This window comes from Lacrimispora sp. (genome assembly GCF_032078915.1).
Taxonomy (GTDB): domain Bacteria; phylum Bacillota; class Clostridia; order Lachnospirales; family Lachnospiraceae; genus Lacrimispora.
Genome location: NZ_DAMAUN010000085.1, coordinates 1 through 25,101 on the forward strand (window position 1 = coordinate 1; position 25,101 = coordinate 25,101).

General features: G+C 35.7%; 22 protein-coding genes, 1 tRNA gene and 1 pseudogene. 9 read left to right on the forward strand and 15 right to left on the reverse strand.

Features of this window, described 5'->3' with window-relative positions:
- Positions 1-349: 349 nt before the first annotated feature.
- From RT269_RS24085 to RT269_RS24105, 5 genes are all read right to left on the reverse strand, one after another.
- Positions 350-631 (reverse strand): hypothetical protein, encoded by a 282-nt coding sequence (locus RT269_RS24085; RefSeq protein WP_313186457.1) that lies wholly within the window; start codon positions 629-631, stop codon positions 350-352.
- On the reverse strand, positions 628-1,560 hold the full coding sequence (locus RT269_RS24090; RefSeq protein WP_313186459.1) for a DUF932 domain-containing protein: 933 nt from the start codon (positions 1,558-1,560) through the stop codon (positions 628-630). The genes RT269_RS24085 and RT269_RS24090 overlap by 4 nt, the downstream gene beginning before the upstream one ends.
- Before the next feature lie 247 nt (positions 1,561-1,807).
- Positions 1,808-3,112 (reverse strand): zinc ribbon domain-containing protein, encoded by a 1,305-nt coding sequence (locus tag RT269_RS24095; RefSeq protein ID WP_313186460.1) that lies wholly within the window; start codon positions 3,110-3,112, stop codon positions 1,808-1,810.
- A gap of 18 nt (positions 3,113-3,130) precedes the next feature.
- Positions 3,131-3,682 (reverse strand): zinc ribbon domain-containing protein, encoded by a 552-nt coding sequence (locus tag RT269_RS24100; RefSeq protein WP_313186462.1) that lies wholly within the window; start codon positions 3,680-3,682, stop codon positions 3,131-3,133.
- A 184-nt stretch (positions 3,683-3,866) separates the two neighbouring features.
- Positions 3,867-4,007 carry a hypothetical protein gene (locus tag RT269_RS24105; RefSeq protein WP_313151695.1) on the reverse strand — a complete coding sequence of 47 codons (141 nt, stop codon included), beginning with the start codon at positions 4,005-4,007 and terminating at the stop codon, positions 3,867-3,869.
- A 132-nt stretch (positions 4,008-4,139) separates the two neighbouring features.
- Here RT269_RS24105 and RT269_RS24110 point away from each other — a divergent pair, with 132 nt between their 5' ends.
- Positions 4,140-4,499 (forward strand): helix-turn-helix transcriptional regulator, encoded by a 360-nt coding sequence (locus RT269_RS24110; protein WP_158417101.1) that lies wholly within the window; start codon positions 4,140-4,142, stop codon positions 4,497-4,499.
- Positions 4,500-4,650: 151 nt separating this feature from the next.
- Here the strand turns inward: RT269_RS24110 and RT269_RS24115 are convergent, their stop codons facing one another.
- Together RT269_RS24115 and RT269_RS24120 are read right to left on the reverse strand one after the other, a co-directional pair.
- Positions 4,651-4,917 carry a Mor transcription activator family protein gene (locus tag RT269_RS24115; RefSeq protein ID WP_313186464.1) on the reverse strand — a complete coding sequence of 89 codons (267 nt, stop codon included), beginning with the start codon at positions 4,915-4,917 and terminating at the stop codon, positions 4,651-4,653.
- Positions 4,918-5,530: 613 nt separating this feature from the next.
- Positions 5,531-8,074, reverse strand: coding sequence for a hypothetical protein (locus RT269_RS24120; RefSeq protein ID WP_313186466.1), 2,544 nt, complete (start codon positions 8,072-8,074; stop codon positions 5,531-5,533).
- A 131-nt stretch (positions 8,075-8,205) separates the two neighbouring features.
- Here RT269_RS24120 and RT269_RS24125 point away from each other — a divergent pair, with 131 nt between their 5' ends.
- Positions 8,206-8,385: a helix-turn-helix domain-containing protein gene (locus RT269_RS24125; RefSeq protein ID WP_313186467.1), complete on the forward strand. Its 180-nt coding sequence runs from the start codon at positions 8,206-8,208 to the stop codon at positions 8,383-8,385.
- 133 nt (positions 8,386-8,518) lie between these two features.
- Here the strand turns inward: RT269_RS24125 and RT269_RS24130 are convergent, their stop codons facing one another.
- Positions 8,519-9,283 carry a helix-turn-helix domain-containing protein gene (locus RT269_RS24130; protein ID WP_313186469.1) on the reverse strand — a complete coding sequence of 255 codons (765 nt, stop codon included), beginning with the start codon at positions 9,281-9,283 and terminating at the stop codon, positions 8,519-8,521.
- Positions 9,284-9,539: 256 nt separating this feature from the next.
- Here RT269_RS24130 and RT269_RS24135 point away from each other — a divergent pair, with 256 nt between their 5' ends.
- The 4 genes from RT269_RS24135 to RT269_RS24150 all read left to right on the forward strand — a co-directional run bounded on the left by RT269_RS24135 (position 9,540) and on the right by RT269_RS24150 (position 14,461).
- Positions 9,540-11,228: a DEAD/DEAH box helicase family protein gene (locus RT269_RS24135; protein ID WP_313186470.1), complete on the forward strand. Its 1,689-nt coding sequence runs from the start codon at positions 9,540-9,542 to the stop codon at positions 11,226-11,228.
- Between the two features lie 4 nt (positions 11,229-11,232).
- Entirely contained in the window at positions 11,233-11,502 is a 270-nt protein-coding gene (locus RT269_RS24140; protein WP_313186471.1) for a hypothetical protein, read from the forward strand.
- 89 nt (positions 11,503-11,591) lie between these two features.
- A complete protein-coding gene (locus tag RT269_RS24145) occupies positions 11,592-12,836 on the forward strand; it encodes a tyrosine-type recombinase/integrase (RefSeq protein WP_313186472.1) in 1,245 nt (414 codons plus the stop codon).
- A 332-nt stretch (positions 12,837-13,168) separates the two neighbouring features.
- Complete coding sequence (locus RT269_RS24150; RefSeq protein ID WP_313186473.1) at positions 13,169-14,461, forward strand: ATP-binding protein; 1,293 nt, start codon at positions 13,169-13,171, stop codon at positions 14,459-14,461.
- Positions 14,462-14,747: 286 nt separating this feature from the next.
- Here the strand turns inward: RT269_RS24150 and RT269_RS24155 are convergent, their stop codons facing one another.
- The 4 genes from RT269_RS24155 to RT269_RS24170 form a co-directional block, all read right to left on the reverse strand.
- The gene (locus RT269_RS24155; protein ID WP_313186475.1) at positions 14,748-15,254 is read right to left on the reverse strand and encodes a DsbA family protein; all 507 of its coding nucleotides are present in this window, start codon (positions 15,252-15,254) and stop codon (positions 14,748-14,750) included.
- 138 nt (positions 15,255-15,392) lie between these two features.
- Positions 15,393-16,421 (reverse strand): NADPH dehydrogenase NamA, encoded by a 1,029-nt coding sequence (namA, locus tag RT269_RS24160; RefSeq protein WP_313186477.1) that lies wholly within the window; start codon positions 16,419-16,421, stop codon positions 15,393-15,395.
- Positions 16,422-16,666: 245 nt separating this feature from the next.
- The gene (locus RT269_RS24165; protein WP_313186479.1) at positions 16,667-17,515 is read right to left on the reverse strand and encodes a DUF2971 domain-containing protein; all 849 of its coding nucleotides are present in this window, start codon (positions 17,513-17,515) and stop codon (positions 16,667-16,669) included.
- Entirely contained in the window at positions 17,508-17,957 is a 450-nt protein-coding gene (locus RT269_RS24170; protein ID WP_313186480.1) for a hypothetical protein, read from the reverse strand. The genes RT269_RS24165 and RT269_RS24170 overlap by 8 nt, the downstream gene beginning before the upstream one ends.
- Positions 17,958-18,193: 236 nt before the next feature.
- Between RT269_RS24170 and RT269_RS24175 the strand changes: the two genes are divergently transcribed.
- Both RT269_RS24175 and RT269_RS30465 read left to right on the forward strand, forming a co-directional pair.
- Positions 18,194-18,556, forward strand: coding sequence for a site-specific integrase (locus RT269_RS24175; RefSeq protein ID WP_313186481.1), 363 nt, complete (start codon positions 18,194-18,196; stop codon positions 18,554-18,556).
- A gap of 9 nt (positions 18,557-18,565) precedes the next feature.
- Positions 18,566-19,068: pseudogene (locus RT269_RS30465) on the forward strand (tyrosine-type recombinase/integrase).
- A gap of 148 nt (positions 19,069-19,216) precedes the next feature.
- On the opposite strand, the gene RT269_RS24185 reads toward RT269_RS30465, so the two are convergent.
- Positions 19,217-21,049: an ATP-dependent helicase gene (locus tag RT269_RS24185; RefSeq protein ID WP_313186483.1), complete on the reverse strand. Its 1,833-nt coding sequence runs from the start codon at positions 21,047-21,049 to the stop codon at positions 19,217-19,219.
- A 1-nt stretch (position 21,050) separates the two neighbouring features.
- A complete protein-coding gene (locus tag RT269_RS24190) occupies positions 21,051-23,072 on the reverse strand; it encodes an AAA family ATPase (protein ID WP_313186484.1) in 2,022 nt (673 codons plus the stop codon).
- A 949-nt stretch (positions 23,073-24,021) separates the two neighbouring features.
- Between RT269_RS24190 and RT269_RS24195 the strand changes: the two genes are divergently transcribed.
- Positions 24,022-24,834 (forward strand): tyrosine-type recombinase/integrase, encoded by an 813-nt coding sequence (locus RT269_RS24195; protein WP_313186486.1) that lies wholly within the window; start codon positions 24,022-24,024, stop codon positions 24,832-24,834.
- A gap of 113 nt (positions 24,835-24,947) precedes the next feature.
- Here RT269_RS24195 and RT269_RS24200 read toward each other — a convergent pair.
- Positions 24,948-25,018 (reverse strand) — tRNA-Cys (locus RT269_RS24200).
- Positions 25,019-25,101 lie beyond the last annotated feature (83 nt).

Below are 25,101 nucleotides of genomic sequence, written 5' to 3' on the forward strand. Positions count from 1 at the left end.
GTTCCATAAACGGAAGTTCCTTCCCGAACTATTTTAAGCTTTATGATCCCTACTCTCTTCTTAGGAATAGGCCGCTTCATCATACCGATTACCTTTTCTTCCTGCGTTGCATTCTTCATAAATAATCGCGCCTCCTTGCAAAAACGGAAGCTTCCAGTATTCAAGAAAGAGGCTTCCGTTTTCTATATAATTATTTTATTTTTAATAACTTGCACAAAATACTCTCTTCTCATTAAAATTCCCGTACTACCCTTTCACAGAATAAGAGAATATTGTATCAATGAACTTTCTGGAACAGCATTCCTTAGGAAATAAGGAATGTACTTTCATGTTAAAAATAAATTCATTTTTACAGCACTTCCCACCCTTCGATTTCCATCAACAACATCCCAGTATCAATGAGTCCCTCATACCAGCATACACTTCTGGGAACTTTATTCAAATAACATTCTGATAGCTCACCCATATTCAGATATTCCTTAATCTGCACTTCAAATAAATCAAGTATAACCGGATTCGCATTCTGAACCAAGAATGGAAAATCTCTGCAATTACTTAAAACTTCCCACCTCTCCTCACCCCCTCCTTCCGGCTTTACTGGGTCACCTTTTTTCTGGCTCTGCTTTTTCACCTTGCCCTCACCAGTTCATAGGCCTTATCAATCATGGCGTTCCCTTCTACTGTGCGCGCAAAAAGACTCTCCTTATAATTTGCCCGTTCTCTTAAGGGTTTCGCATGTGTGGCAAAATCCGATACAGCATTCAGGAAACGCCAGCCATGCTTTCCAGTAAATTTTAAATCTGGCGCTTCAAAATACCTGATCTTTAAATCCTCTTTCAGCCTCATCAGATTCTTCTGCTGCTGTTCCGTAGGGTTATCAAGCAAAGGGAATAATGCATCAATATATTCATACACCTGATGGTCTGTCATCTTAATTCTGCTTAGTTCATCAATAGCCTTACCAAGCTCTCCCATGTACCTGTTGGCATAAAGGAGCGTGTTTCTTGCATCTTCCATCTTTCCCTCTATATTTCCGGTATGGTTTGCAGACCAGGATCTCTTTGCTGTCGCCAGGGCCAGGTTTAAAGTATTCTGGCAAACCACCCGAATAGGTGTCACTGCAGCCTTTATACCGCCTGTTCCATCGTGAGAATTCATAAACACAAGGTAAGGTTCGATTTCATCTCCGCTTATAATATAATGCTGAGGAAGCTTTGCAAGCAGCCAGGTCTTTCGCCCTTCCTGAAGAGAACCCGCCGTTTCATAGGTAACACCCTCACCAAGTAATTCATCTGTAAAAGAAAAAGCTTCCTCATTCTGAACCACTTTGTAGCGATCGGAAACAACTCCCAGAACCTTTTCATCCATATCCCGAATATTTGCCTTGAAGCCGTTAATTGGTATACCATCCTCCGTTTCTATAGACTTCTGAATCACCTGCCAGTTCAACCCTGCTAAAGCCAGGGCTTCTGCAGATGCAGGTGCCTCCATCACCATTGTTCCCAGCCCGTGCCAGGGCTTTTCTCTTGTGTAAAACATTGACTCCACGTTCGCTGACATAATTAACCTCCTTTAATTGTTGATTTTTATTCTAAGAAATAATATATATTTGTTTTATATTTACATTGCAGAACACCTACATAACGCTTATAGCTCACCCCTTATAATCCGCTTTTAACCACTTATAGTTTATACACGTAGTTACTTTATTTTCATCACAGTTATAAAAGCATTATCTGAAGCGTTATTATCCTCGGATTTTAAAACACAAAAAAACCAGAACGAAAACGCTCTGGCTTATATCATATTAACCTGCAGGAGCAGGTTCAATTAGCTGTCCGGCAATGTATACAACTCCATTTTTATCAATATCAATGACAGTTCCATATACTGTCACATAATCGCCAACATATACATTAGAGTTATACGCTGACAAAACTACGTATTGTCCTTCACCATAAGCATCGCTAATAAAATAGACATCCAGGTTCTCCATGGTGTTATTATCATACCAGTTCATAGTACCAACAGAATCCCCAGTACCAGCATAGGTAAACAAACCCGTTATATTTACTTGGCCGCCAATAAATCCATTATCCTTAATCACTTGAACATTAGCTGTAAAATAATCAGGATTATATCTTATATCATCCGGATTCGTATTATATCCAAAATCATACTTTGCCTCTGTCGGACGACTGGAAGATTCATCAAAAGATTCCGTATCATTTATTTCTGATGTCATAACATCATTGCCGCTATTTCCCCCGGGTGAAACCACTGCATCCGTTCCATCAACCACAGCTTCTTCATCCGTAAAAAATTCAGCCCAGATTATAACATCGCCTTTTGAATTTACACCAACCGGATAACCATATATCATCTTCCATTCATTCGTATAAGGCGATGAATCCTTAGAAATCACAATATAACCACCAGGAGAGTCACCACCACTGCTCATACAAGAGTATGCATAATAAGTATCCAACAGGTCACTCCACTCATTTGCATCATAAGCCAGTTCTGTGACCCCTTCCATATAATCCTCTGGAATCGATTTTCCTATGATCAACCCCTTTACTTTAATTCCAATTCCACTGTAATCATAAATATTGTTACGAAGATCCTTAAACTCGGGAGTAACAGCATTCTGCATAAAGCTATTTCTATCTACGGCTTTTGTTGTATAAGATTCAGGACCTTCAATACCATCACCATTTTGTGGAACTTCTGCAGATCCAATATCTTTAGATGGTGATTCCGCATTAATTTCTGATACAGCTATTGAATCTCTAACAAACATGCCTGCCAGTACAGTAAAACTAAATATAATTCCCACAGCAATTAACAGCACTTTACCAAAACCTGAACGTTTCTTTGGTTTGCTTACATTCTGAGACTCTGATACCTTTTGAGCTGCTGTCTTAGGGTTGTTCCTCTGACCTAAATCTTCTTTATATAATAACTGCCCACATACAACACAAAACTTCTGTCCTGGTTCAAATTTTGTCCCGCATTTAGGGCAGGTATTAATAACCTCTACTTTTTCACCGCACACACTGCAAAACTTCTGGTTTTCCTGAAGATTGTTTCCACACTTTTTACAATTCACGATTTATTCCCCTCTTTCTTAAAACGATATCGCTTTATAAACGATATCAGCTTCTTCTTGTTCCATATAATACGCTTTAATACTTGTTCCACTTTTCAATGAAATTATCATTGTCTTTTTTCTGCTTGTAAAGACGATCAAAGCAATCGCTGCTGGACCCACAATCAAAAGCGGTGGTATTACGAATCCTAAAAGAGTAGCAACAGAAAGTCCCGCTATTTGCACCTTTTCAAGCTTAGTGAGAAGCGAAGTCTTTTTATAAACAACGCTTCCTATCTCTTGCTTATTAAAAATCAAGGAACTAACTGGAGATGCCTTTGTGGTTTTCCTGTACGATGTTGCAGTCACCTCATTTCCAGTGACCTCAAAGACAGTTGTCAACTGTCTTTCTCCGTTTATAGCAAGCGCACCTGCTGTTAATTTATAAACCAAAGTATTTACCTGCTCACTCTGTGGTATAAAAACGCTATCTTTTTCAATCATTTTGCTTTGATCACCAGTCTGAGCTGATGTCCCGCAATCAGGGCAAAAACTTCCATCATATTTTTTTCCACAATTACTGCAATACATATATTACCCTCCTGTTTTGGCAGCTACGCCATTTTTTATAAGTTTACGATTTCTATCCTCTGTTCCCATTTTTGAAACAACTCTGTACAACATTTACTATTTTACCTGTACCCCTGCCTTTCCCAGTTCCTCAGAAAAATCTTTTGTGCTGCTCATATTGGTCCTCCCGATATGTGTCATTTAATTAATCTTTTTCTTTCTCTTGCTCCGCAGTCATATTCCGTCCGGCTTCAAGTCCCGCTATAAAAATTAATACTTTGGATACTTGCTCCGGTTCTAATTCCATAATCTTTTTTATTACAATATCTTTTTCTGTCAGTTCCATATTCCCCTCCATTTTGACCACATTAATCTAAATTGAATTTAGTTTATCATGATTGAATTTAGTTGTCAATATTACATTCTTGACTGAATTTAGTTACTATGATATTATTTTGGACAAAGGCGGTGAGCAATTTTGAATCTAAGCGAAAGAATTAGATTATTACTTGAGGAAAACAATTTAAAGCAAAAAGATTTAGCCAAAGAAATCGGGGTAACAGAGAGCTACATATCTGCCCTCTTAAACGGTAGAAACTCCAACATATCCCAGGCGCTTGCTACGTTAATTGAGGAAAAATACGGGTACAGTAATTCCTGGATTCTGTATGGAACAGAACCCAAGCTAAAAATGGTAGGAAAAAACAAGACTTTATCGGACATCCATAAGAAAGCAATTTTACAAATAGAGAAATTGAACCCGGGACAAATAAAAGCCGTACTGGCCTTTGTAAAGGCATTGGAAGAAATAGAAAACGACTTCAGAGAACATCCTTAAGACCCGTAGTATGTACCCACAGCTTGCCATGCATAGATGCACACCAATATGAAGCTAACATCCAGGACAGAGGATGCCTGAAAAATGAGTTACGGCTCATATGAGGCAGCCTCTCTTTACTTGCGTTTTTCCCTGCCTCAATTTTTTTATTTTATGGCAGTAAATCCTCACTCCGATTTGAGGACACTAAGATTTTTTTGAAATATCGCTCCGTATATCCAAGCTCCTTCGCCAAAACCTTCCCATTTGTTCCGTCATAGCGTTCTTTTATCTGCTTCTCAATATATGACTTGCTGTATAGTTTTACTGGAAATGTAATCTGTAATCCATGCAGATGCTCATAGATACGGATTGTCGTCTCCACTCCCAATTGCTCTGCCAAATCCCGGTAAATACCGTAAAAATCCTTTGCATCCATGAATCTTCCTCCTTTGCCTTCCTATTATAAGGGTTTCATGAATACTATTTCTTCTGTCATTATCCTTATTTTTCCTCTTGTAATTTTTCATATTACATTTCTACGAACCCCCCCTATCCATAAATTTAACTTCTGGCATCAACTATCAGTATCACTTCAATAATATATAATTGGCCATAGTTAACTTTACATAATAGCAATGATAAATCATTACCAAATTTACTTATTAATGGCATAAAAGATGCCATAGCTTCTGTACGCTATGGCTTTCTATGTTCCTATGTTCCCCTCATGCAGCCATGCTGCAGATGCACATGGATATAATATATATCTGAAAATAAAAAAAAGACTTTTTTATCTTACTAAGTTATATATGAGAGCCCACTATATATAACCATCATATCCAACACCACAGTTTTGCCTGCACTTACATTAAAGCATATAGAACAACCTATACCCCGTTTTTCGCTCTCTAAATAATAAGATCGGCCTTTATAAAATCAAGACCGGTCACCCCAAACTATATGCTGTATTTTACTATTCTTATTAAATTTTAAATTAAAAAGAGCAAGGTACTATAATACGGTGCGTAAACACCTTATTTTCATATACCTCACTGCTCAATCTTTTTTATATATTCTTCCTGCACCAACTCAGCCTGTTCACATGGAAAATCTGAAAACAAGTAAACTGTACTAGGAAACCTTAGTAGTCTGGCACGTCCGATACTCTGCTCTAGTTCACTTTTTATAAAATAGAGCTGTATTTCTCGTAACATCGGATTATTGTATGTGGTAAACCCAAATTTATATCCTCCATATTCTATTATTTGCCAATGCAATGCATCAGAAGCATGAACTCCTAAATGGAATGCAATTAACTTATAAACTGTTTCTGCATTATGTGGAGTGCCTACTACAGCAATATTTTTACCTGTAAAAGCATTTATTCCCTCAGTATTTCCAAAATGAAGTCCATATTCATTATAACCCTCTCCCATTCCTTTGAATGTTATTATTGGAATATAGCCACAAATATCCTTAATTGAATCGATTACCTTGCCACCTCTCTTAGAAATATCCTTCCGGCTCATGGAATAAGCTGAATATTGTATTAAACGCCCTAAATAGCAAGCCTCCTTCTTGGGATACGCCTTAACATACCAGCCAAGGAAATATTGTCTGTACAGTGCCGGTGATAATGAGGCTGATAAAATAATGTATTTTGATTTAGGCAACATCTTCGGGTAGAAATACTGTACCCCACCATCTTTCTCTTTATAATAGACGGAGGCCTTTACTAAATCATTAACGTTTTCCGATATGCCATATTTATAGAGATCTTCTTCTGATATTACATCTTCTTCTGACATCGGCGTCACTTTTTTATATACATTATCCTTTGTATCTTTAATCTGTGACAATAATGTCTTTAACGCCAAAGGGCAATGATCCAAGCTCAGTACTTTTTCTACAGATTTTAAACTGACTTTCTTTATATTTTTAAATAAATATAATAAAATATCTTCATCAATAATAACGGTATAACCCTTTAATTCAGCCTCTGATAAGGTAAGTAACCTAGCATGAGTCGTAACAATATATTCAAATTTTGTTATATTCGAATAAAAACTTAAATACTCTTTGCATTTTTGAACTGCCATGATTATTTCTGGGCTCCTTTCCTTCTCATGATCAATAATAAATTTTCTCAGAACCTTAGCTGCCATTCTGCTTATTCCAATATCATAATAATATTTAACCTCATCGACCAGTTCCCCGGGCACCTTCATTTCCTCAATAGAGGGGGTAACTACAGCATTGATTTCTCGTATATGTAATTCTTCTGCAACTTGTTGCTTTAATAAGTTTGTAGGAACTGCAATTATAATCTTCTCATTTTTTAGAGATTGTACCAGATTACAATATGCCTGGGTCTTACCGGAGGCAGTCTGGGCTGGAATTAGATATAGCCCATCCCTAATCTCACTTATAGCATCTTTTAGACAGCTTTCTATATGGGCATACACCTTTTCCACGCTAACATATTCCTTAGAATCATCTAACCTCTGAATCTTTTCTCTTTCTGCTATTGTCAGCACCATATTTGCTTTATGATTACAATAGTTGCAATACTTACAACCATTCTCACAAAACTGCGGTTTATATCCCATGGATTTAGCATATCCAAAATAAAAACTCCAATCTTCTAGATCCTCCCCCCGGTTTCTAATATATGAAAGGAATTTACTCCTTCCCCCTCTTATATTAACAAAATTGGTCAACAGCAAGAATTTTTCATTATGTTCAAGCTCTCCACCATTTAGAAAATCCCTATATAACGCACATTTTTTTTCGTTCTCTGACCATTTAACCCTAATTTGATTATTTAATACTTTATCATCGCGCTTATCAGTCTGGTAGGATGCCATTTTAATAAAAAATGAAGATTTTACGTCATTTCCTATTATAATATAAATAGGTTTTTCCGAAAAATCTTCAATCCTACCAAGTTGTGATGCGCGATCAATTTCTAAATATGAACCTTTTAAGGCCACTTTGTTCTTTTTTGCAAATCCTTTTATCGTTCTGGAATAATTAGAATAGTTAGTAATGTATTCGTATTTCTGATATTGCAGGGCCAAGCTTGCTATATTAAACATTTCTTCTTGAAAACATATCAGACCTTTACCGCCTAAGAACATTCTAGAGACATCTTTACATTGTCTATCAGCATCCGGAAAGATTTCAAGCAATAATGCTAGTATTACCTTTGCTGCAATAGCATTACTTACAGGACATTCATGAATAAATACAACTCTAAATCGTTCCGATAACTCCGTAGAGCTAAACGTATGATAGGCAAACGCAATTGGTAAGTCATATTTCTCTGCTCTGGTTCTTATCATTTCAAAAGTAACCTCTGAATCAAAATCAAGAGCAAATATTTGCATTTCATTAAATGCATCTGACTTTCTTTCTCCATTATTAAATACTGCCGGGCAAAATGAGCAACCATAATTACCCACATATGAAGCCAATTCCTCCAGCGATAAATTAACTGGTCTTTTTGCAATTCTTTTACTTATTTTAGCTATTTCTATTTTATCTGGCTTTACTTGATACTGTGTTCCATCTAAACTCACACTAATGTTCATAGTTGTCTGTACCTTTCTTATAAAATTATCATAGGGATTTTTATAGCTTTTATTGCTTCCAAATGATTTATTAAATTGTTAGAGGATTTGTAACTATTTAATAAAATAAATTTTAAAGGAGATTACCGACTATGTTAGAACAATATGATGATGTTATTTCTGTAAAAGAACTTTGTGATATTTTGAAAATAGGAAGAAACCGGGCCTATGAATTGTTACAGACAAATCAGATCAAGGGATTTCAGATGGGGCGGCCTTGGAAGATTTCCAAGACAGCTATAGAAAAACATCTTATAGAGCATTCCAAATAATTGACATAATACTTTTTTACCTGAACAGAAAAACAAATAATTTCTCTAAGAATTTTTTATTTATGCCGGGACCATAACAATGCTCCCGGCATCTTACTATAGTATTAACTACTAAAGAGATAAAACTCACCATTTATAAATTGTCTTGTTTCATTTTTCGAGATAATGGTCCTTTCCTAACCCTGGTTTGCTTGTACAGTTTTCTAAATGAATCTGCTAATATACCCTCCAACGCAATGTGGGAAGCTTGTACAATTTCATCCCCATACATCTTTTGCATCTCCAATATAAAATCATCCTCGCTACTTGAATGCCTTCTTATAAATGAAATCTTGTCAACTTTGGTTTTATCATTAATTGCCTTATACAGTTTGATCATATAATTTTCTTTATATATTGAATCAATAATATACTCTGGAAACGATTTACGTCGTTCGGTATATTTTTTATATGCAGTAAGGCTATTCAAATATGCTCTCAAAAACCTCTGCTCCTCTATTGATATACATTCCAAGACTGATAACGTTGCATTTAAAAGCTCTGCATTAGCCAATCCTAGGCTTCTAACCCGTTCAGTCAAGCGAGGTACAAGATCAAATTTTACAATAGGACTAGTAAGTACTCTCTTTTCACCATCTTCTTCAGATAAAACACCGCGTACATCATCTACAAGTCCAAGCAAATAATGTGGTGTACATTCTAATGCAGTGGACAGATTATTTAAGGTTTTCTCTTTAACATTTACCATTTCTCCTGATTTTTCAATTCTTGATATTCCTTGTTTGCTCATACCAATTTTATCACCCAACTCTGATTGAGAGATATTTGCACCAAGCCTCAACTTTTTAACCCGATTACCGTCTATTATTACTGAATCGTCTTTTTGAAATTCTTTCATAAGTTTACCCTTTCTTTCAATTACATGTCAATTATATGTCAACCAGAATACAAAGTCAATTGTACTTTGTTTGCTAATTGATAATCTTAAAAAAGTATGATAGGCTTCAAAAGTACCATTTAAATGGCAAATAAAATGCCTGCTTCACAAGTAAATATAAAGGCAAAAAAATTACCATTTTAAATCTACAAAATACTAGCTGTAACAATGCCAAAATATTTATTTACCATCAACTTACACGAAGGAGACTATCATTATGAATACCTTATCAAACACTCTTACAGAACTTTTTAATGCATCTACCAGTGACCTCTATAAATCTGATGATGGATATGTATATGGATATAAATTTCCGCATCAGTTTGTAGGCAACCTTTTTACACCGGACCGCTTAAACAAACTCAGCAACAATACTCCAGTGTTTATTGCCGCTCCAACAGGCACAGGGAAATCTACCACTGTTTTAAAACAAATATTACCGATGGTTAAAAGCCGTAGAAAACGCCTTTTAATCCTGGGGCCCAGAACTTGTTTAATGGAGCAGTATAAAAATCAAGCTGCTTCCATTGAAGCTCCAGAATTGTTGGATAATCTCTCGTTAGCTGGAATGAAAGCCCAGCACAAATTCGGAGACATAGATGTATATACACATCAGCAGTGGTATCATGTATTAACCTCTGCCTCTTCACTAAGCATACTATCATCATATGGAGCCGTTATCTGTGATGAGGCCCACTTTTTTATCCAAGATGCGGCATTTAATGAGACTACCTATGAGCTATTGGAATTGATTCTTTCTAAATTACACCATGCTCTGCGGTTTTATCTTACAGCCACACCAGAGTCCTGTTTGGATTCTATTATTGAGGCAGAAAAATGCCATGCAAGCAAATTGACAATATTTTGCAACAATTATTCGCCATTTTCTTATTACAGAAACTGTTTTTATTTATATTATGTTGCTCCTAATTATAAATATATAAAACCATGTTTTTTTACACAGCATGAAGAAGTTATTCAACTTATGCTAAATGATCAAAGTGACAATAAGTATCTTGTCTGTGTTGATAATAAAGAGATTGGTTTGAGCATAGAAAAAAGTATTGGCAAAAAAATGGCCGAATATATTGATGCCGATTTAAAAAACACTACTAAAGCAGAAGAAGTTACAACGATTATTAATGAAGAAAGCTTTAACAAGAAGGTATTGATCGCCACATCTTTTCTTGATGTAGGAATCAATCTCTCTGATAAACGCCTGAGAAATATTGTCATATACAGTACTTCAAAGACCCACTTTCTTCAATCAATCGGTAGAAAGCGTATCTCCACTGGAGAAAATATACGCTTACTGATATACATACCTCCGGCAGAATATTTTACTGCTATGCTAAAAAGCACAAAATACGCACTAGCCACACTAGCGAATGATTTGGAGAACGTAAGCTCGTTAAAAAGTCAAAATCTATCATTGACTTTTCCTTTCTATTTGAAAGTAAAAAACGGTGTTCCTAATGTTAATTATAACGGATTTACCTTTTGTTACTTAAAATATCGCATTAAGGAGCTAGAGGATTGGTTGGCATGTTTAGACGGATGTAGTAGTTGGGAAAAAAATTTTGCTATGCAGTACTTAGGCTGGATAGGTCTCCAACAACAGTATGATGAATTCCACTGGTTAAGTAAAAAGCCATTAGATATACATATCGCCATATCTGATTTTCTCGAGCAATTTACAAACCGTAATTTAGCGGAAGAGGAATACTCAAAATTCCGAAAGGGTCTTACAGAACTACATAATGAATTATTACCCACTGAAAAGTGGCGTACAGATAGATTATGTCACCTGCGTAAAATTAACCGCTTTTTAACAGACATAAGCATTCCCTACACTATATCTAATGTAGGAAATGGTGAAAAAACCTACCGCATAGAAAGGGGATAATAAAATGTATTATGTTATAAAAAAATACAAAGACAATTCTTTAAAAATGTTTAAGATTACTTCTTTAGAAGAAGAGATCGCCCCATATATAAATAACCCGACCACCCTATTTACACTAACTTCTTATAAGTATTATTATGAGTCAGTAAAAAATGTCACGGAGCTTTTATCTTTCCAAGACAAATATGATTTTGGTATAGAAGATTGTGAATGGATATCACTAGAGACTTGGTATATCCGCGCTTCTGATACAGTCACTAATACAAGTCTGTAATACAAAGCTTTTTCATTAATATATTATAGATTTAACTATTACAGCAACCAAGCAAAAATTAAGCATACAAAGGAAAGGAGTGATGACGGATGTGCCATTCGGTAAGCCCATATAAAAAACAAAACGAATCAATTGTTAGTACACTGACCAGCAATCCGTCAGCACCTCTTACAGAGTTAAATGACGTTGTCTCAGAACTGCAAAAACTAATGTTCTATCCAGATGGGAAGCTAAGCACAACTGCATGTCAGTCAATCCTGGAGTTCAATCAAAAAGAATCCCGGGTAAAGGAAGTCTGTGATCTCAAGAAAATAAAGCTCAGACCCGATGACAGCAGAATTTATCTTATTATAAAGCGAAAGCCCATAAGCAGTACCAACTACATAGGCCTGATAGAAAAGCTCTATGACCATTTTTTCGGTACTATTTCACTCACCATGGAAGAGTACTTTGAAACCTGGATGCAATGGCGGGCAACTGAAAGCAGTGTTACAGAAAAGACCACAAAAGAAAATCGTTTTCTGTGGAATGCTCTGCTTAAAGATCAGGAAATAACCAAAGTGCCTTTAAACAGCTTGTCTGCTAAGGATTACATCCATTATTTCCGAATTATTACTAAAGACCGCCAGCTCACACGAAAACGCTTCAATGATTTAAAGAGTATAATGAATGGCATACTCTACCTGGCCGTAGAAAACGAAGTCATTGACCATAATTGCTTAAGAGATATTAATTTTAAGCAATTTGCCTTTAAAGCAGAGGAAAATAACATAAAGCCTTATACGGAGGAAGAACGCCTGCAGATTATCAATCATCTAGGTGATGATTTCTATTCTCTGGCCATCAAACTGGATTTCCATTTAGTTCTTCGCATTGGTGAATTAAAAGGTTTAAAATGGGATGATATAAAGGATGATACCATTTACATACGCCGTTTTATCGATGACCAGAACAAAGTTATCGAGGACATAAAGGGCCATGCAAGCCAAGGAAAACGCCAGATGCCTCTCACTCCTAATGCACTGAAGATACTGGAACAGATTCGGCTCCAGAACCCGAACAGCGAATATATCTTCATCCGCAATGACCAGCCCCTGGCAACAGTAACTTTTAACCGCCGCTTGAAGAAATGCTGTGAAGAATTAGGTATCGAATACCGTTCCTCTCACAAGCTTCGCTTCTCCACCGCTTCTATCATGTACAAGAATGGAGTAGAGGATACTGAACTGCAAAAGCTGTTAGGACATACCAGCTTAAATATGACACACCACTACCTGAGGTGTCTCAATCCACAAGAAGAAACTGCTTCAAAAATGAGGGCAATCCTTGGCTGATTGTCCTCGTTTTTTTATATTTTTTTATTTTATGGCATAAATACAAGCACAACATTACACAAACTTCTAAATGATTCGTAGTTTGTGCAATATACTTCTATAAGTCACAAACCAGCTTATAACCCGTGGATCAATAAAAAAGCAAGGTAGTTTGAACTATTCAACGGTTCATAATCTAAATGATATTAATTCCATTGTCATTGATCGACTTAAGACAATTCACCAAAAGCTAGCAGTTTTACTTTTTTGTCAATAAAAATATATTATTATTGTATTTTTCTTGACATAAAATTTTCAAGATTGTAATATATTATTATAGAGAGGTGTATGCTATGCGTAGAAAAATTGAAGAAAAACTCCTTACATGGAAAAACAAAACAGAAAACCGGATGCCCTTGCTCCTATACGGAGCCAGGCAGGTTGGCAAAACCTATATTCTGACCAAATTCGGTGAAACACAGTTTGATAACACGGTTTACATTAACCTTGAAACCAATCTTTCCGTTGCCTCATATTTTTCTGATGATATCTCCCCGGAGAGGCTCATTCGTTTTTTGGAAACAACCGTAAATGAAGTCATCACACCGGGCAAAACTCTCATTATTTTTGATGAGATCCAGTCTTGCGAACGGGCACTGACCTCATTAAAATACTTCTGTGAAATGGCACCGGAATACCATATTGCTGCGGCAGGAAGCCTGCTTGGAGTTGCAATTCATCGGGAGCATTACTCTTTCCCTGTTGGCAAGGTAGAGAGCATGACACTTTATCCACTGGATTTTGAAGAATTTCTTTGGGCAAATGGCGAAGAGCGGCTATCACAGGAAATTCGCTCTGCCTTTGATTTGATGACTCCGCTGCCAGAAGCACTCCATCAAAAAGCTATCGAATTTTACAGGTACTATCTTATTGTCGGTGGAATGCCTGCCTGCGTTAAGACTTTTACAGACTCCGGAAAGCTGGTTCTTGTACCAACCGTACAAAATGAAATTGCAAACAACTACGTGGCGGACATGGCAAAATACGCTACTACAGCTGATACTGTTAAAATTCGCGGCTGTTTTAATTCTATTCCTGCCCAGCTTGCAAAAGAAAATAAAAAGTTCCAATACAAGGTTGTTCAGCGGGGCGGCAGTGCGGCACTGTTCGGTGAATCAATCGAATGGCTGGCACAGGCTGGCATCGTGTTAAAGTGTCAGAAAATTGATCATGGCACAAGCCCTATCGCTGTTTACGCAGATTTGTCCTCTTTTAAGCTTTATATGAGTGATGTGGGACTTCTTGTCATGAAATCTGGTGTGCCTCAACAAACGATCCTGACTGGAGAATCAAATGTGTTTATGGGCTCTGTTACTGAAAACTACGTTGCTCAGGCGCTGGCCTCTAATGGACACGCCCTCTTCTATTGGGCAAGTGAACACAGTGCCGAACTTGATTTTGTACTTCAAAAAGGTTCCGATATCATCGGCATAGAAGTGAAAAAAGGTACAAAGGTTCACTCTAAAAGTCTCAGCGTATTTATTCAAAAGTATAAACCCAGCTATTCTATCCGCTTCTCTGAAAAAAACTTCGGCAAAACTGAGAACATGTTTTCCGTTCCGCTTTATGCAGCATTTTGTATATGATCTTGAAAAAAGAACCCCTAACGGATTGGACTCGAGTTCCAATCCGCAGGGGTTTTATGCACTTCCCATAATGAGATCAAACAGACTAATAGCAAACCTGTATCCGTATAATTTAGGATTACATTTTTAAATTGCAGTTCAGGCAGTTTGACAATTGGCATTAATATTACAATTTCCCGAACTGCATTGCCATTCTGAAAAGCAGAAATGATACAAGCGAAGTATACATACTTTCAGGCCTCCTATAATTTATTATTTTATTATAGAAGACCCTACAGAAAAAATTTCAAAAGCAGCGGTTCTTTAAAAGATGCCAAATTTGCTCTTTAAAAACACCCACATTTTCAACTGCGTCAAGCTTTAAAGCGCCCATTCTATATGCAGGAACTGCCCATACACCAGACTTTTCAAAGGCAAGCTTGTTAGACTCGTCCAGCTTGCCGCGATAAGTTCCCAGCTGGAGTGACAGTCGAAAGTCATCTGCATCAACCAAATCACCGACGTACTCAGTAAGAGCATCAATATTTTCAATATTAATACGTTCCTTCTGAGCTGCCTGATACATTCGTTCATGATATTCTAAAATATCACACCCATGGTCAACAGCATAAAAATATCCTTGTATGCACAGATCACTGTGGGGGCCATACCGATCCGGTCTAGGATGCGATTCACACGGATGCCAAACTATAGTAACATCCGGATAGTCTGGGATAAGCCCCTTTAAATGTTTATGTGCCTTCAGACAATAAGGACAGATATAGTCGAAAAAGACATGTAACTCACGTTTCAATCTCATTCACCTCTTATTCACATAATTCATTATGCTCTTTTCATCACTTCAAGACAGACAGCTTTTGGGGATTATAGTTATTCCTCGTCAAAAAAGGGAACGAAGTCACTGTTTCACTTTTAAACTGAAAGCATGCCATCACTTTCTTGCCTGAAAACCACGCAGATACTGCTCCGGCCACGGATATTCAACTCCCAGATCACGAGCCATATGCAGTACCCAGTAAGGATCACGCAGAAGTTCCCGGCCCAAAGCAACCAGGTCCGCCCGTTCTCCACCTAGGATTTCCTCCACCTGATGCGGGTCCGTAATCAGACCAACGGCAACCGTAGGCAGACCAGATTTCTGTTTTAATCTCTCGGCAATTTTCACCTGATAGCCTGGATAGATTGCCGGCGGCGATGTTGGCACAACTCCGCCTGTACTTACGTCCAGTACGTCAATATAAGGTTTCACCAGTTCAATGACTCTGGACATTTCCTCCATATGCATGCCATCTGGTTCATAATCCTCAGCAGATACGCGCAATAAAACCGGTTTTTCAGCTGGCCAGACCTCATGTACCGCCTTCAGTATTTCAATCAGTACACGGCATCGTTTTTCTGTTGATCCACCATAACCATCTGTACGATGGTTGGTCAACGGCGACAGAAATTCACTGATCAGATAGCCATGGGCACCATGAATTTCAATTGCATCAAAACCAATTTCAGCCGCCCGGGCAGCAGAACTACGGAATGCATTAACCGTATCGTGAATATCCGTTTCCGTCATATCATAAGGCATGGGAGAATCCTGACTAAAAGGAATAGCGCTGGGGGCATAAATTGCTTTTTCCTCGGCTCCACATTTGCGACCTGCATGATTAAGCTGAATCGCCATTTTCGCTCCCTGTTTCTGGCAGACGGTAACAATTGGCGTAAGAGCCTTTGCCTGATCATCATTCCAAAGTCCCAAACAATGTTCAGAAATACGGCCCCATGGTAAGACACCAGTAGCTTCCATAATAATCAGCCCTGCTCCGCCAACCGCACGGGAAGTATAATGGGTAAAATGAAACTCATTTGGGCTACCATCGGTTCCAGCACTGTACATACACATTGGAGGCATAACAATACGGTTACGCAAAGTCATGTTTTTTACTGTAAACGAGTTTAATAAGTACATAAGTCATTCTCCCTTTCTACTATAAATGTATGATTTGATAAAGTAACTTACTTTATTTGGTTGTTAATCAAAATCACTATTGCGATTGCTGGACAACATTTCCTTTATCTCTGTCGACGACATAAATTAAATATGGTAGATCACACAAAAAACTACCTATTTTGATTCTATCATTTATACTGGTGACTATTCCAACACCAATTGATATCTTTTGTATGTCCATTATAAATATAATGTGAAGTTCCTTATCTATATGTAATACTATCAAAACTCATATCAAAATATGAACTGAGCTCATTAACACTCATCTGATATATCTCAATTTTAAGCCTTGTAGCAATATCCACCAATTTCTTTTTATTGCGGATATTGCAATCTTTACCAATGTATATTGCTTTCATTTTTATACCCATTTCTATATCAGATAGCCGCTTCCCATTTTCCTTTAAACGTGTAGCAGGATATAGAATTCTAAACTCATTCTCCTGTTTCCATGAACGGTGTTTTACACACATCATATTTAGCATTAAAAATTGATACTTAAGTAAATCAGGATTTTGAGGAGATATCTTACCTGACACTGCATCCAATGCCAATGTAACGAAATTCCCCAAAACTGATGTCATTGGACTTCTTTTTTCTTCATACGAAACTGGATGCAAACATATTGGATCTACTACTTCATATTCAACGCATATTCCATGATGATTATTCCCATAATAAGCCCACATTGGCATATTGTTTAGTGGATGGATTTCACCTTCGACACAAAAACTTGTAATCAGAAAACTATCATTGATATACTGCTTATATCCATTAAATGTTTCCACTTCATTTCCAGAATTAATTATTTTCATTTCGTCTAAATACATTCCATTAAACTCATACGGATCATTTAAGGAATAATACTTTGAAGCCCATACTTTTCTTTCACTTAGCGTTTCAATATTTCTTTTATTCACTTCTGGATTCCCTCTATCGTAGAAAGGCATAAATTTGAAAATGCTTTTTGGTGCATTATCCATTCTATACTTTTCAGCACCAGTTACACCTTCCTTCTGGAAAGCTGACACATATTCCACCATGCTAAACATTTTCATCCCTCTTTTTAACCAAAACATTTGTAGATTTTCTCTGTAAGCCATTCTCAAAAAGAACCGTAACTATGAAAGATTCTGTTATATATTCCTTAGTCTCAGCAAATTTTTCTTGAGCTTGAATCGATACAACTTCACCTCTTATTCTTTTTTTCTCAACAATCTCATCTTTTACCAAATCATCACACTCAGACCTCTTTTTTCCAAGAAGAATATCTGTAAAAACCTTCCTGACATAACCCTCATCCATATTATTTTTTTCAGCAAGGTTCTGAGCAAATTTATATTGACATGTCAACAACTCGGCTGCATCTCTGTAACTGATTGCACTGTCTTTTTCTTCTCTGGTTTCTGTGCACCTTACTCTGAAAGGTCTGTGAGGATTATTTGATTTAATCTCAATAAATGAATATCCATCCAACTTAAATTTATTTTCCATTTAAATTTCCTTCCTGTACTTCTCTAAAAATCTACTTATCTATATGTTTCTTCTCTTAAAGTAGCTTCATTTCCATTTCAATTAGGTAGCTTATCAAAATGCATTTTTTATTATTTAACTCATCTACGCATAAATGCTGTCACTTTGGTAATTTACTTAACTTCTAATTATTCCACTTACATGATTGTGTTATTACGATGTAAATACGGCAATACTCCTGAAAAGGAGTTGATCATATGCAATCAAATAAAACATGTAAATTAGTTGAACAGTACTTATCGTATCTAGTAATAATTAAGGGTTGTAGCAAGAACACTATATTGGAATCTCGTTTGGATCTTTTGCAATTCTTTCACTTTGTTGATGTTAGCCGTTACCATGACCATTCAGATTTTCAATATGTAAATATTGAATTCATTGATTCGATTACTCTTGGTGATATGTATGCTTTTCTAGCCTATTGTCAAGATACCCTTCATTCGTCACCTGGTACAAGAACAAGAAAACTCGTTTCCATCCGTCAGTTCTGGAAGTATCTAAAAACCAAAGCTCATTTTATAAATAATAACATTGCCGGAGAATTAGAAACTCCTAAATAACCTAAGCGAATCGTCCGATGCCTTACCCTTGAAGAATCGGAACGTTTGCTAATCGAATCCAGCTCGAGTTCTGCTCGCAATTATTGCATTATAACAATCTTTCTGAACTGTGCTTTGCAATTATCTAAACTAGAATCATTAAATATGGATCAAGTTACCTCCGATATCTTATCCACCATAGGAGAGGGTAATAAGGAGCGTAAAATCTTTATGACTCCAGCTGTCAAACAATCAATAACAATATGGCTCAGCGTGCGAAATTCTATAACCTTTAATACTAATGCTCTTTTTATCTCACGTAACGGAGGACGTTTGACAACAAGAGCCATACAGAACGTAGTAAAAAGCATATTGTTGATGCCGGGATAAATCCAACTGGTTTGTCCACACATAAACTCAGGCATACCCCAGCTACATTAATGTACAAATATGGGCGCATAGACATTCGTTCTTTGCAACAACTTCTCGGACATGAAAGCATTGCAACAACAGAGATCTATACATGTAGATGAGAATCAATTACAAGCTGCTGTAAATTCCAATCCTTTAGCCATGATGTTCAATTGCATATCATGACTTATATACATAATGTGCAATTGCATATTTATGTAATATAACTCACCTATAAAAGTGTATTTATCTTTATCATATGTCATTTGCTTACTGCATATAGTTCTCTTTATTATTCATACATTTATCTTTAAGCTGTTTAATATACCTTGAAGGATAATATCTTTTTACTCTTTCATCATTATAACGGTAGTCCATTTCTTTATAATAATTTGAATTCATTAATATACAAACTCTTTTTGCTCTACTAACACATACAAAACATATTCTATTTTCTTCAAATATGGCGTCAGGATTGTATTTTATTGACCAGCTTGGAAAATGATCCTCATCCATACCCATCATAACTACAACTTCAAATTCAAGCCCTTTAGAACTATGACGTGTAGTAATTGTTATCTGGTCTTCAGGTTTTCCTATTTTAGAGAACTTATTTGTATCATAATCCTTATATTTGTTATCAGAAACTTCCTTATAAAGCTTGCATAGATTATCTTTTTCATCGGGCATACGTTCCGACTTTTCTAATAAACCACCTATATTAAGTTCTCTCAGTATATAATGAATCCACACTTTCAAATTATCCTTTTGTTCCATGCTGCCACATAAAATATCTAATAAACTCTTTTTCATCTGAAGAACTTCTTTTTCACTGAAATATTTATTGTCTCTATGCATAACTTGAAGATTGTACCAATATTCAAATATCACATCAAAAGAAGCTTTACTTTTATCATTTATCCAAAGCGCACATTTTTCCATCCATTGTACAAAATCACTTCTGTCAAATGTATGTTTTGGAATATAATGAGGAACATCATACTCCATGCACTTTAAAGCTAAAGCTTTGCAATCATCCTGTTTTCCTAATAGTACTGCTATTTCTTCCATGGGAATTCCTTTGTCTTTACACTCAGGAATAATATTCTTAATGAAATAACCAAACTGATCAGGATATCCATCATCGCAAGTTATAAATCGATATATTGCTGGCTCTCCTTCTCTCGTCATTGCATGATAGTCCCTAGGAATATTAAGCACAGTTTCAGAACCATCAATAATATCTTGATTACTTCTATAATTGTTTTTCAATTCCACCGAAATAGTGTCATCTCTATTGTATAGTTCCATCAGATAATCAGGAACAGCTCCAGCAAAACCATAAATTGATTGATCAGGATCTCCAACAGCAAATATCTTAATATCTGTTTGTGTAAATAAAGAAAGAATCATTTCATGTAATGGTCTTCCCAAGTCTTGATATTCATCAATTACAATCCAAGGAAATTTAGCACTTAGACATTTACGAACATATTCCTGTTCTTGAATCAGCTTGGTTGAATATAAAATAACACTCTCAAAGTCAATATAACCAGCCGCAAAAACTCTTTTTTCATATTCAATGGCAATCTTTTTTGCTGTCGAATCGGAGTCTGACTCAACTTCACTAATTCCAATTATATTCAATGAACGTTCTTTGTTTATTGCCTCTATTTTATAATAATTCTTTTTAATTCCCATTTCAGCTTTTATATCATTCAATATTTTAGTGCTTAGCTTGTCAGGAATGATTTTAATAGGCATAGGCAATCCACAATCGTATAGATTTGCGAACTTTTCTAATATTTCAGAAATACAAAATGAATGCACAGTGCCAAGAAAAATATTTCTTCTCTTTTTATAGCCTAGTAATTTTAGCCTGTCCTCAAATTCTCTTGCTGCTTCTTTACTAAATGTAAGGCATGCCAAACCTTGGGGCTCCTTAATGTGACCATTAAGAAGTTTCATAATCTTCAATGTAAGAATTGTTGTTTTTCCACTGCCTGGTCCTGCAATAACAACTGTACTATCTTCTGTATCATAGGCATCTTTTTGAAAAGGGTCTTTTAATACTTGTTGTAATTTCTCTGTATAATAACTCATACTATTTATTCACTTTCTGATAAATGTAATCAATCGCATTCTTTATATACCAAGGTATTTGTTCTTTGCAGCATTTGCCCACAAGCTTTTGTGCAAATCTGCCTTTACCAATTCCATTACCTTCAATTTTCGATAAACACTTCCAGTAATCTTCAGACTTTATTTCGTTCATAAAATTGCTTTTCTGTGTTTCACCACCAGTTGTTAAATTGTTAAATATATCTATAAAAACATTTGTAGCTGCTTTATCTTCCTTACACTTTTCCATCATATCAACTTCAAAAGTATGTGCTCCAATAAAAAAGCCATAGCTATTGAATAATTTATCCTGATCCGTAAATTTCTCTGGAATATCCTCTTCAGCTATGAATTCTAGATCGGTAAATAGCTTAGAAATAATTTCATTACCTAAATAGCCGATAGCTGCATCCTCTGGAACATCCTTATCCATTACATGATATTGCCTAATCTCTTCAATTTCTTTAGATCCATCTTTTGCTTTTTTTGTCTTTTCTTCTATATAATAGTGGTCTCCATCTGTAATAACAGCATAATGAATATCAAGATTTTTCAATAGTTTTACATAAGGAGTAAAGTTTGTACAATTTATATTACAGACAATAATTCCTTTTTCATCTAAAGGTTTTCCTAATGCTTCTGCAAATCTTGGAATTAGATACTCTTCTGCAATTCCTTCTACAAGAATTACTGCCTTTCCAAGATATATCTCTCCACGTTTCACATCCAAATATCTTTCTACATCTAGGAATTCTCCATCTGTAATTGGCATATCTGCAGTAGCATGGATAACTGTTCCTTCTCCTTTTTTCTCATGAAGATGAACTATAGATTCAATTGGAGCTATTGCTGTTATATGAGTAGAATGTGTTGTTAATATCACAGAATTATTACTATTCTTGATGACATCTTTATAGATTAATCTCTGGTTTACTGGATGTAAATGTGCTTCAGGTTCCTCTATTGCCAAAATTGTTACTCCCTTATTTAAAGGCACATTCTTATCCATAAAAGAATGTATTTCCGACATTTGTGCATCGGTAATTTCTTTCTTCAAGAAGTAATTTCCAGTTTCTGCTTTTAGCTCATAAACATCTCTTAATATCTGGCTGTCCTCTTTTGCTTTTAACTCAACAAATATATTTGCTTTTAAAAATGAAGGAACTGTCTTATCCTGTAGCATTTGTAATATCATTGAAATATACAGAATATTATTTAAACCTAGACTTATATCTGCTGTATTTCTATTAGCCATAAGTAACTTAAGTGAAGATAGTACCCTATTTGGATCTACTTCCATAGCTTGTAAAGATACATCTAAATCGTTATTGCCAAGTATTGTACTAAATCTTTTATTAATATTACTTGTTAGATCAATTAATTCATCCAAATTCAATATCTCTTTACTGCTCTTTTCATACCCATCTGCTATGTGCTTTAATTCTTCCTTATTGATTGAATATTCGTCCAGCATCTTTTTAACTGGTGATGTTCTTGAGTTTCTCATTTCACTTTCAACATCTCTCAAGGCTTTAATAACTTTAAGATTTAAATATTTTCTTTCATAAGATCCAAATTTCTTTGCCTCATCATTTGCTTTATAAATATTGAACTCATATTCTTTATTACCGTTGTCATCATAATGTGGAAAGAATTTATATGTAATTTGTAATATCTCATTACCATCTGCATCCTTTACTGTTGCATCATTCAAAACGGTTAATAATGTTTTATTGGTTTTATAATTACTAATATAAATATCAATTTGTATTTCTTCATCGTTATCCATTGGATCTGTTAATGTATCATTAAAATCAGATTCATCTAATATTCTATCCTCATCTGATAACGATGGATCTAAAATTAGCTGTAGTGCTCTCAAAAAATTAGTTTTACCAACATTATTTTCTCCTATTATTACTTCTTTGTGTCCTAAACTTACATCTACATCCTTAAAATTTCTAAAATTCTTTATTTTCACTCTTGAAATATATAAACTCTGCATAGCTTCTCCCTCAATAAAACTGTATTTTATTGCTTACCTCATATTTATTGTTCATACTAAAATCCTTTGTAAGTAACTTTTTAACCAAAGCATTATAGTAATCCACTCTGCTTTCTTGGTGCTTCTATTAACTTACTATTTTTATTATACTTCGTTTCAGCGATAAGATTCCCACCTTGATGTCGTTTATCTAATATTCAACTTCCCTTTATTGCTATAATACGTAATAATGAATGTAACATACATAAATGCCAAATACTTCTCTGTGCATTAAAGATTATTTTTATTATTTGGGATATCGCTACAATACCCCAAACCCTACTACAACCGATATTTAGCATTGCCCTCAAAGACCTGAATCTGGCTTAGAATTATTGCCTATTTTTCTGTAATTATTTTAATGATATACAGTCTACTAAAAACATTATTCTGCAATTATATTGTATATATTATAGTTCCACATAGCAAATAAGGCAATTAAATTCATGTAAATTATAGAAATATTCACGGTACTATGCTGAAATCCATTGAAAAGTATCGGACTTTGCACTTCAGAAAATTTTTTTATATCAACCCTTACTGATTATCTATGCTTTTTCAGCGATCTTTTATTCTTTCTTATAAAAGCAGATTGCGCATCTTCAAACACAGTGATATGATAATCCCACCGGCACACATAATCATCATGAATATAAAATCAAAAGAAAAACAGCTAAAAAGGGGTTGTGATTTATCAAAAATTAAAACTAGGCCTGATGATGGACGAAAATATTTTATCGTCAACAGAAAGCCAATAAGCAGTAGCACCTACGAAGGACTAATTGATAAGCTATATGATCATTTCTTTGGGAATAATGCTGCCACTATGGAAACATATTTTGAAACCTGGATGGAATGGAGAGAAAAGGAGACAAGCGTAAGTAGAAAGACAATTAGAGAAAATCGCATTATGTGGAATTCTTTACTGAAGGATCAGGATATCACCTTGATTCCCTTAAAGGAGTTGACAGCAAAGGATCTGATTATCTATTTCAGGAACATTACAAAAGGACGCCAGATCACAAAAAAACGCTTTAATGACCTAAAAAGTATTATGAATGGGATTTTGTACCTTGCAGTGGAAAATGATATTATAGAACGAAATTATCTTCGAGACATCAACTATAAACAGTTCAGCTATAAGGCAGAAAATACTAAAATTACCCCATATACCGAAGAAGAACGTCTGCAAATTATAAATCACTTGGGAGATGATTTTTACTCTCTGGCAATAAAGTTGGATTTTTACCTCATTCTGCGAATAGGCGAATTGAAAGGGTTAAGATGGGATGACATTTCTGGCGATTTTCTACGTATCCAACGCTTTGTAGATGATAAAAATGAAATCATTGAAGATATCAAAGGCCATGCAAGCGAAGGGAAACGTTACATGCCATTGACGCCGAAAGCCAAAGAAATTCTAACACAAATCCAGACTCTAAATCCAAACAGTGAATACATTTTCATTCGGGATGGCCAGCCCTTGGCTACCGTAACCTTTAACCGCCGTTTAAAGAAATGCTGCAAGGAACTAAATATCGGATACCGTTCCTCCCACAAACTCCGCTTCTCCACCGCCTCCATCATGTACAAAAATGGAATGGAGGACACGGAGCTCCAGAAACTCCTGGGACATACCAGCCTAAACATGACACACCACTACCTCCGTAACATCACTTCCCAGGAAGAAACAGCATCAAAAATGAGGGCAATCTTAGATTAACAGCCCTCAAAAAGCACTAAAAATGCCCACGCAAACAAGCGCAAACACCAAATACACAAAGTAAAAACCCCAGAAACCCTTATTTTATCAGGTTTCTGAGGCTTTCATAAGAGAGGCGACAACCAGATTTGAACTGGTGATCAGGGTGTTGCAGACCCACGCCTTACCACTTGGCTATGTCGCCATAAATTGTATTAAACTCATTAAATAAGTGACCCCAACGAGATTCGAACTCGTGTTACCGCCGTGAAAGGGCGATGTCTTAAC

Bases quoted from the DNA above. Each gene is read 5' to 3' on its own strand.
- RT269_RS24090 (WP_313186459.1), bottom strand. From the start codon at position 1,560: ATGTCAGCGAACGTGGAGTCAATGTTTTACACAAGAGAAAAGCCCTGG.
- RT269_RS24100 (WP_313186462.1), bottom strand. From the start codon at position 3,682: ATGTATTGCAGTAATTGTGGAAAAAAATATGATGGAAGTTTTTGCCCT.
- RT269_RS24105 (WP_313151695.1), bottom strand. From the start codon at position 4,007: ATGGAACTGACAGAAAAAGATATTGTAATAAAAAAGATTATGGAATTA.
- RT269_RS24115 (WP_313186464.1), bottom strand. From the start codon at position 4,917: ATGGATGCAAAGGATTTTTACGGTATTTACCGGGATTTGGCAGAGCAA.
- RT269_RS24120 (WP_313186466.1), bottom strand. From the start codon at position 8,074: ATGAACATTAGTGTGAGTTTAGATGGAACACAGTATCAAGTAAAGCCA.
- RT269_RS24125 (WP_313186467.1), top strand. From the start codon at position 8,206: ATGTTAGAACAATATGATGATGTTATTTCTGTAAAAGAACTTTGTGAT.
- RT269_RS24130 (WP_313186469.1), bottom strand. From the start codon at position 9,283: ATGAAAGAATTTCAAAAAGACGATTCAGTAATAATAGACGGTAATCGG.
- RT269_RS24135 (WP_313186470.1), top strand. From the start codon at position 9,540: ATGAATACCTTATCAAACACTCTTACAGAACTTTTTAATGCATCTACC.
- RT269_RS24140 (WP_313186471.1), top strand. From the start codon at position 11,233: ATGTATTATGTTATAAAAAAATACAAAGACAATTCTTTAAAAATGTTT.
- RT269_RS24145 (WP_313186472.1), top strand. From the start codon at position 11,592: ATGTGCCATTCGGTAAGCCCATATAAAAAACAAAACGAATCAATTGTT.
- RT269_RS24150 (WP_313186473.1), top strand. From the start codon at position 13,169: ATGCGTAGAAAAATTGAAGAAAAACTCCTTACATGGAAAAACAAAACA.
- namA (WP_313186477.1), bottom strand. From the start codon at position 16,421: ATGTACTTATTAAACTCGTTTACAGTAAAAAACATGACTTTGCGTAAC.
- RT269_RS24165 (WP_313186479.1), bottom strand. From the start codon at position 17,515: ATGTTTAGCATGGTGGAATATGTGTCAGCTTTCCAGAAGGAAGGTGTA.
- RT269_RS24170 (WP_313186480.1), bottom strand. From the start codon at position 17,957: ATGGAAAATAAATTTAAGTTGGATGGATATTCATTTATTGAGATTAAA.
- RT269_RS24175 (WP_313186481.1), top strand. From the start codon at position 18,194: ATGCAATCAAATAAAACATGTAAATTAGTTGAACAGTACTTATCGTAT.
- RT269_RS24185 (WP_313186483.1), bottom strand. From the start codon at position 21,049: ATGAGTTATTATACAGAGAAATTACAACAAGTATTAAAAGACCCTTTT.
- RT269_RS24190 (WP_313186484.1), bottom strand. From the start codon at position 23,072: ATGCAGAGTTTATATATTTCAAGAGTGAAAATAAAGAATTTTAGAAAT.
- RT269_RS24195 (WP_313186486.1), top strand. From the start codon at position 24,022: ATGTGGAATTCTTTACTGAAGGATCAGGATATCACCTTGATTCCCTTA.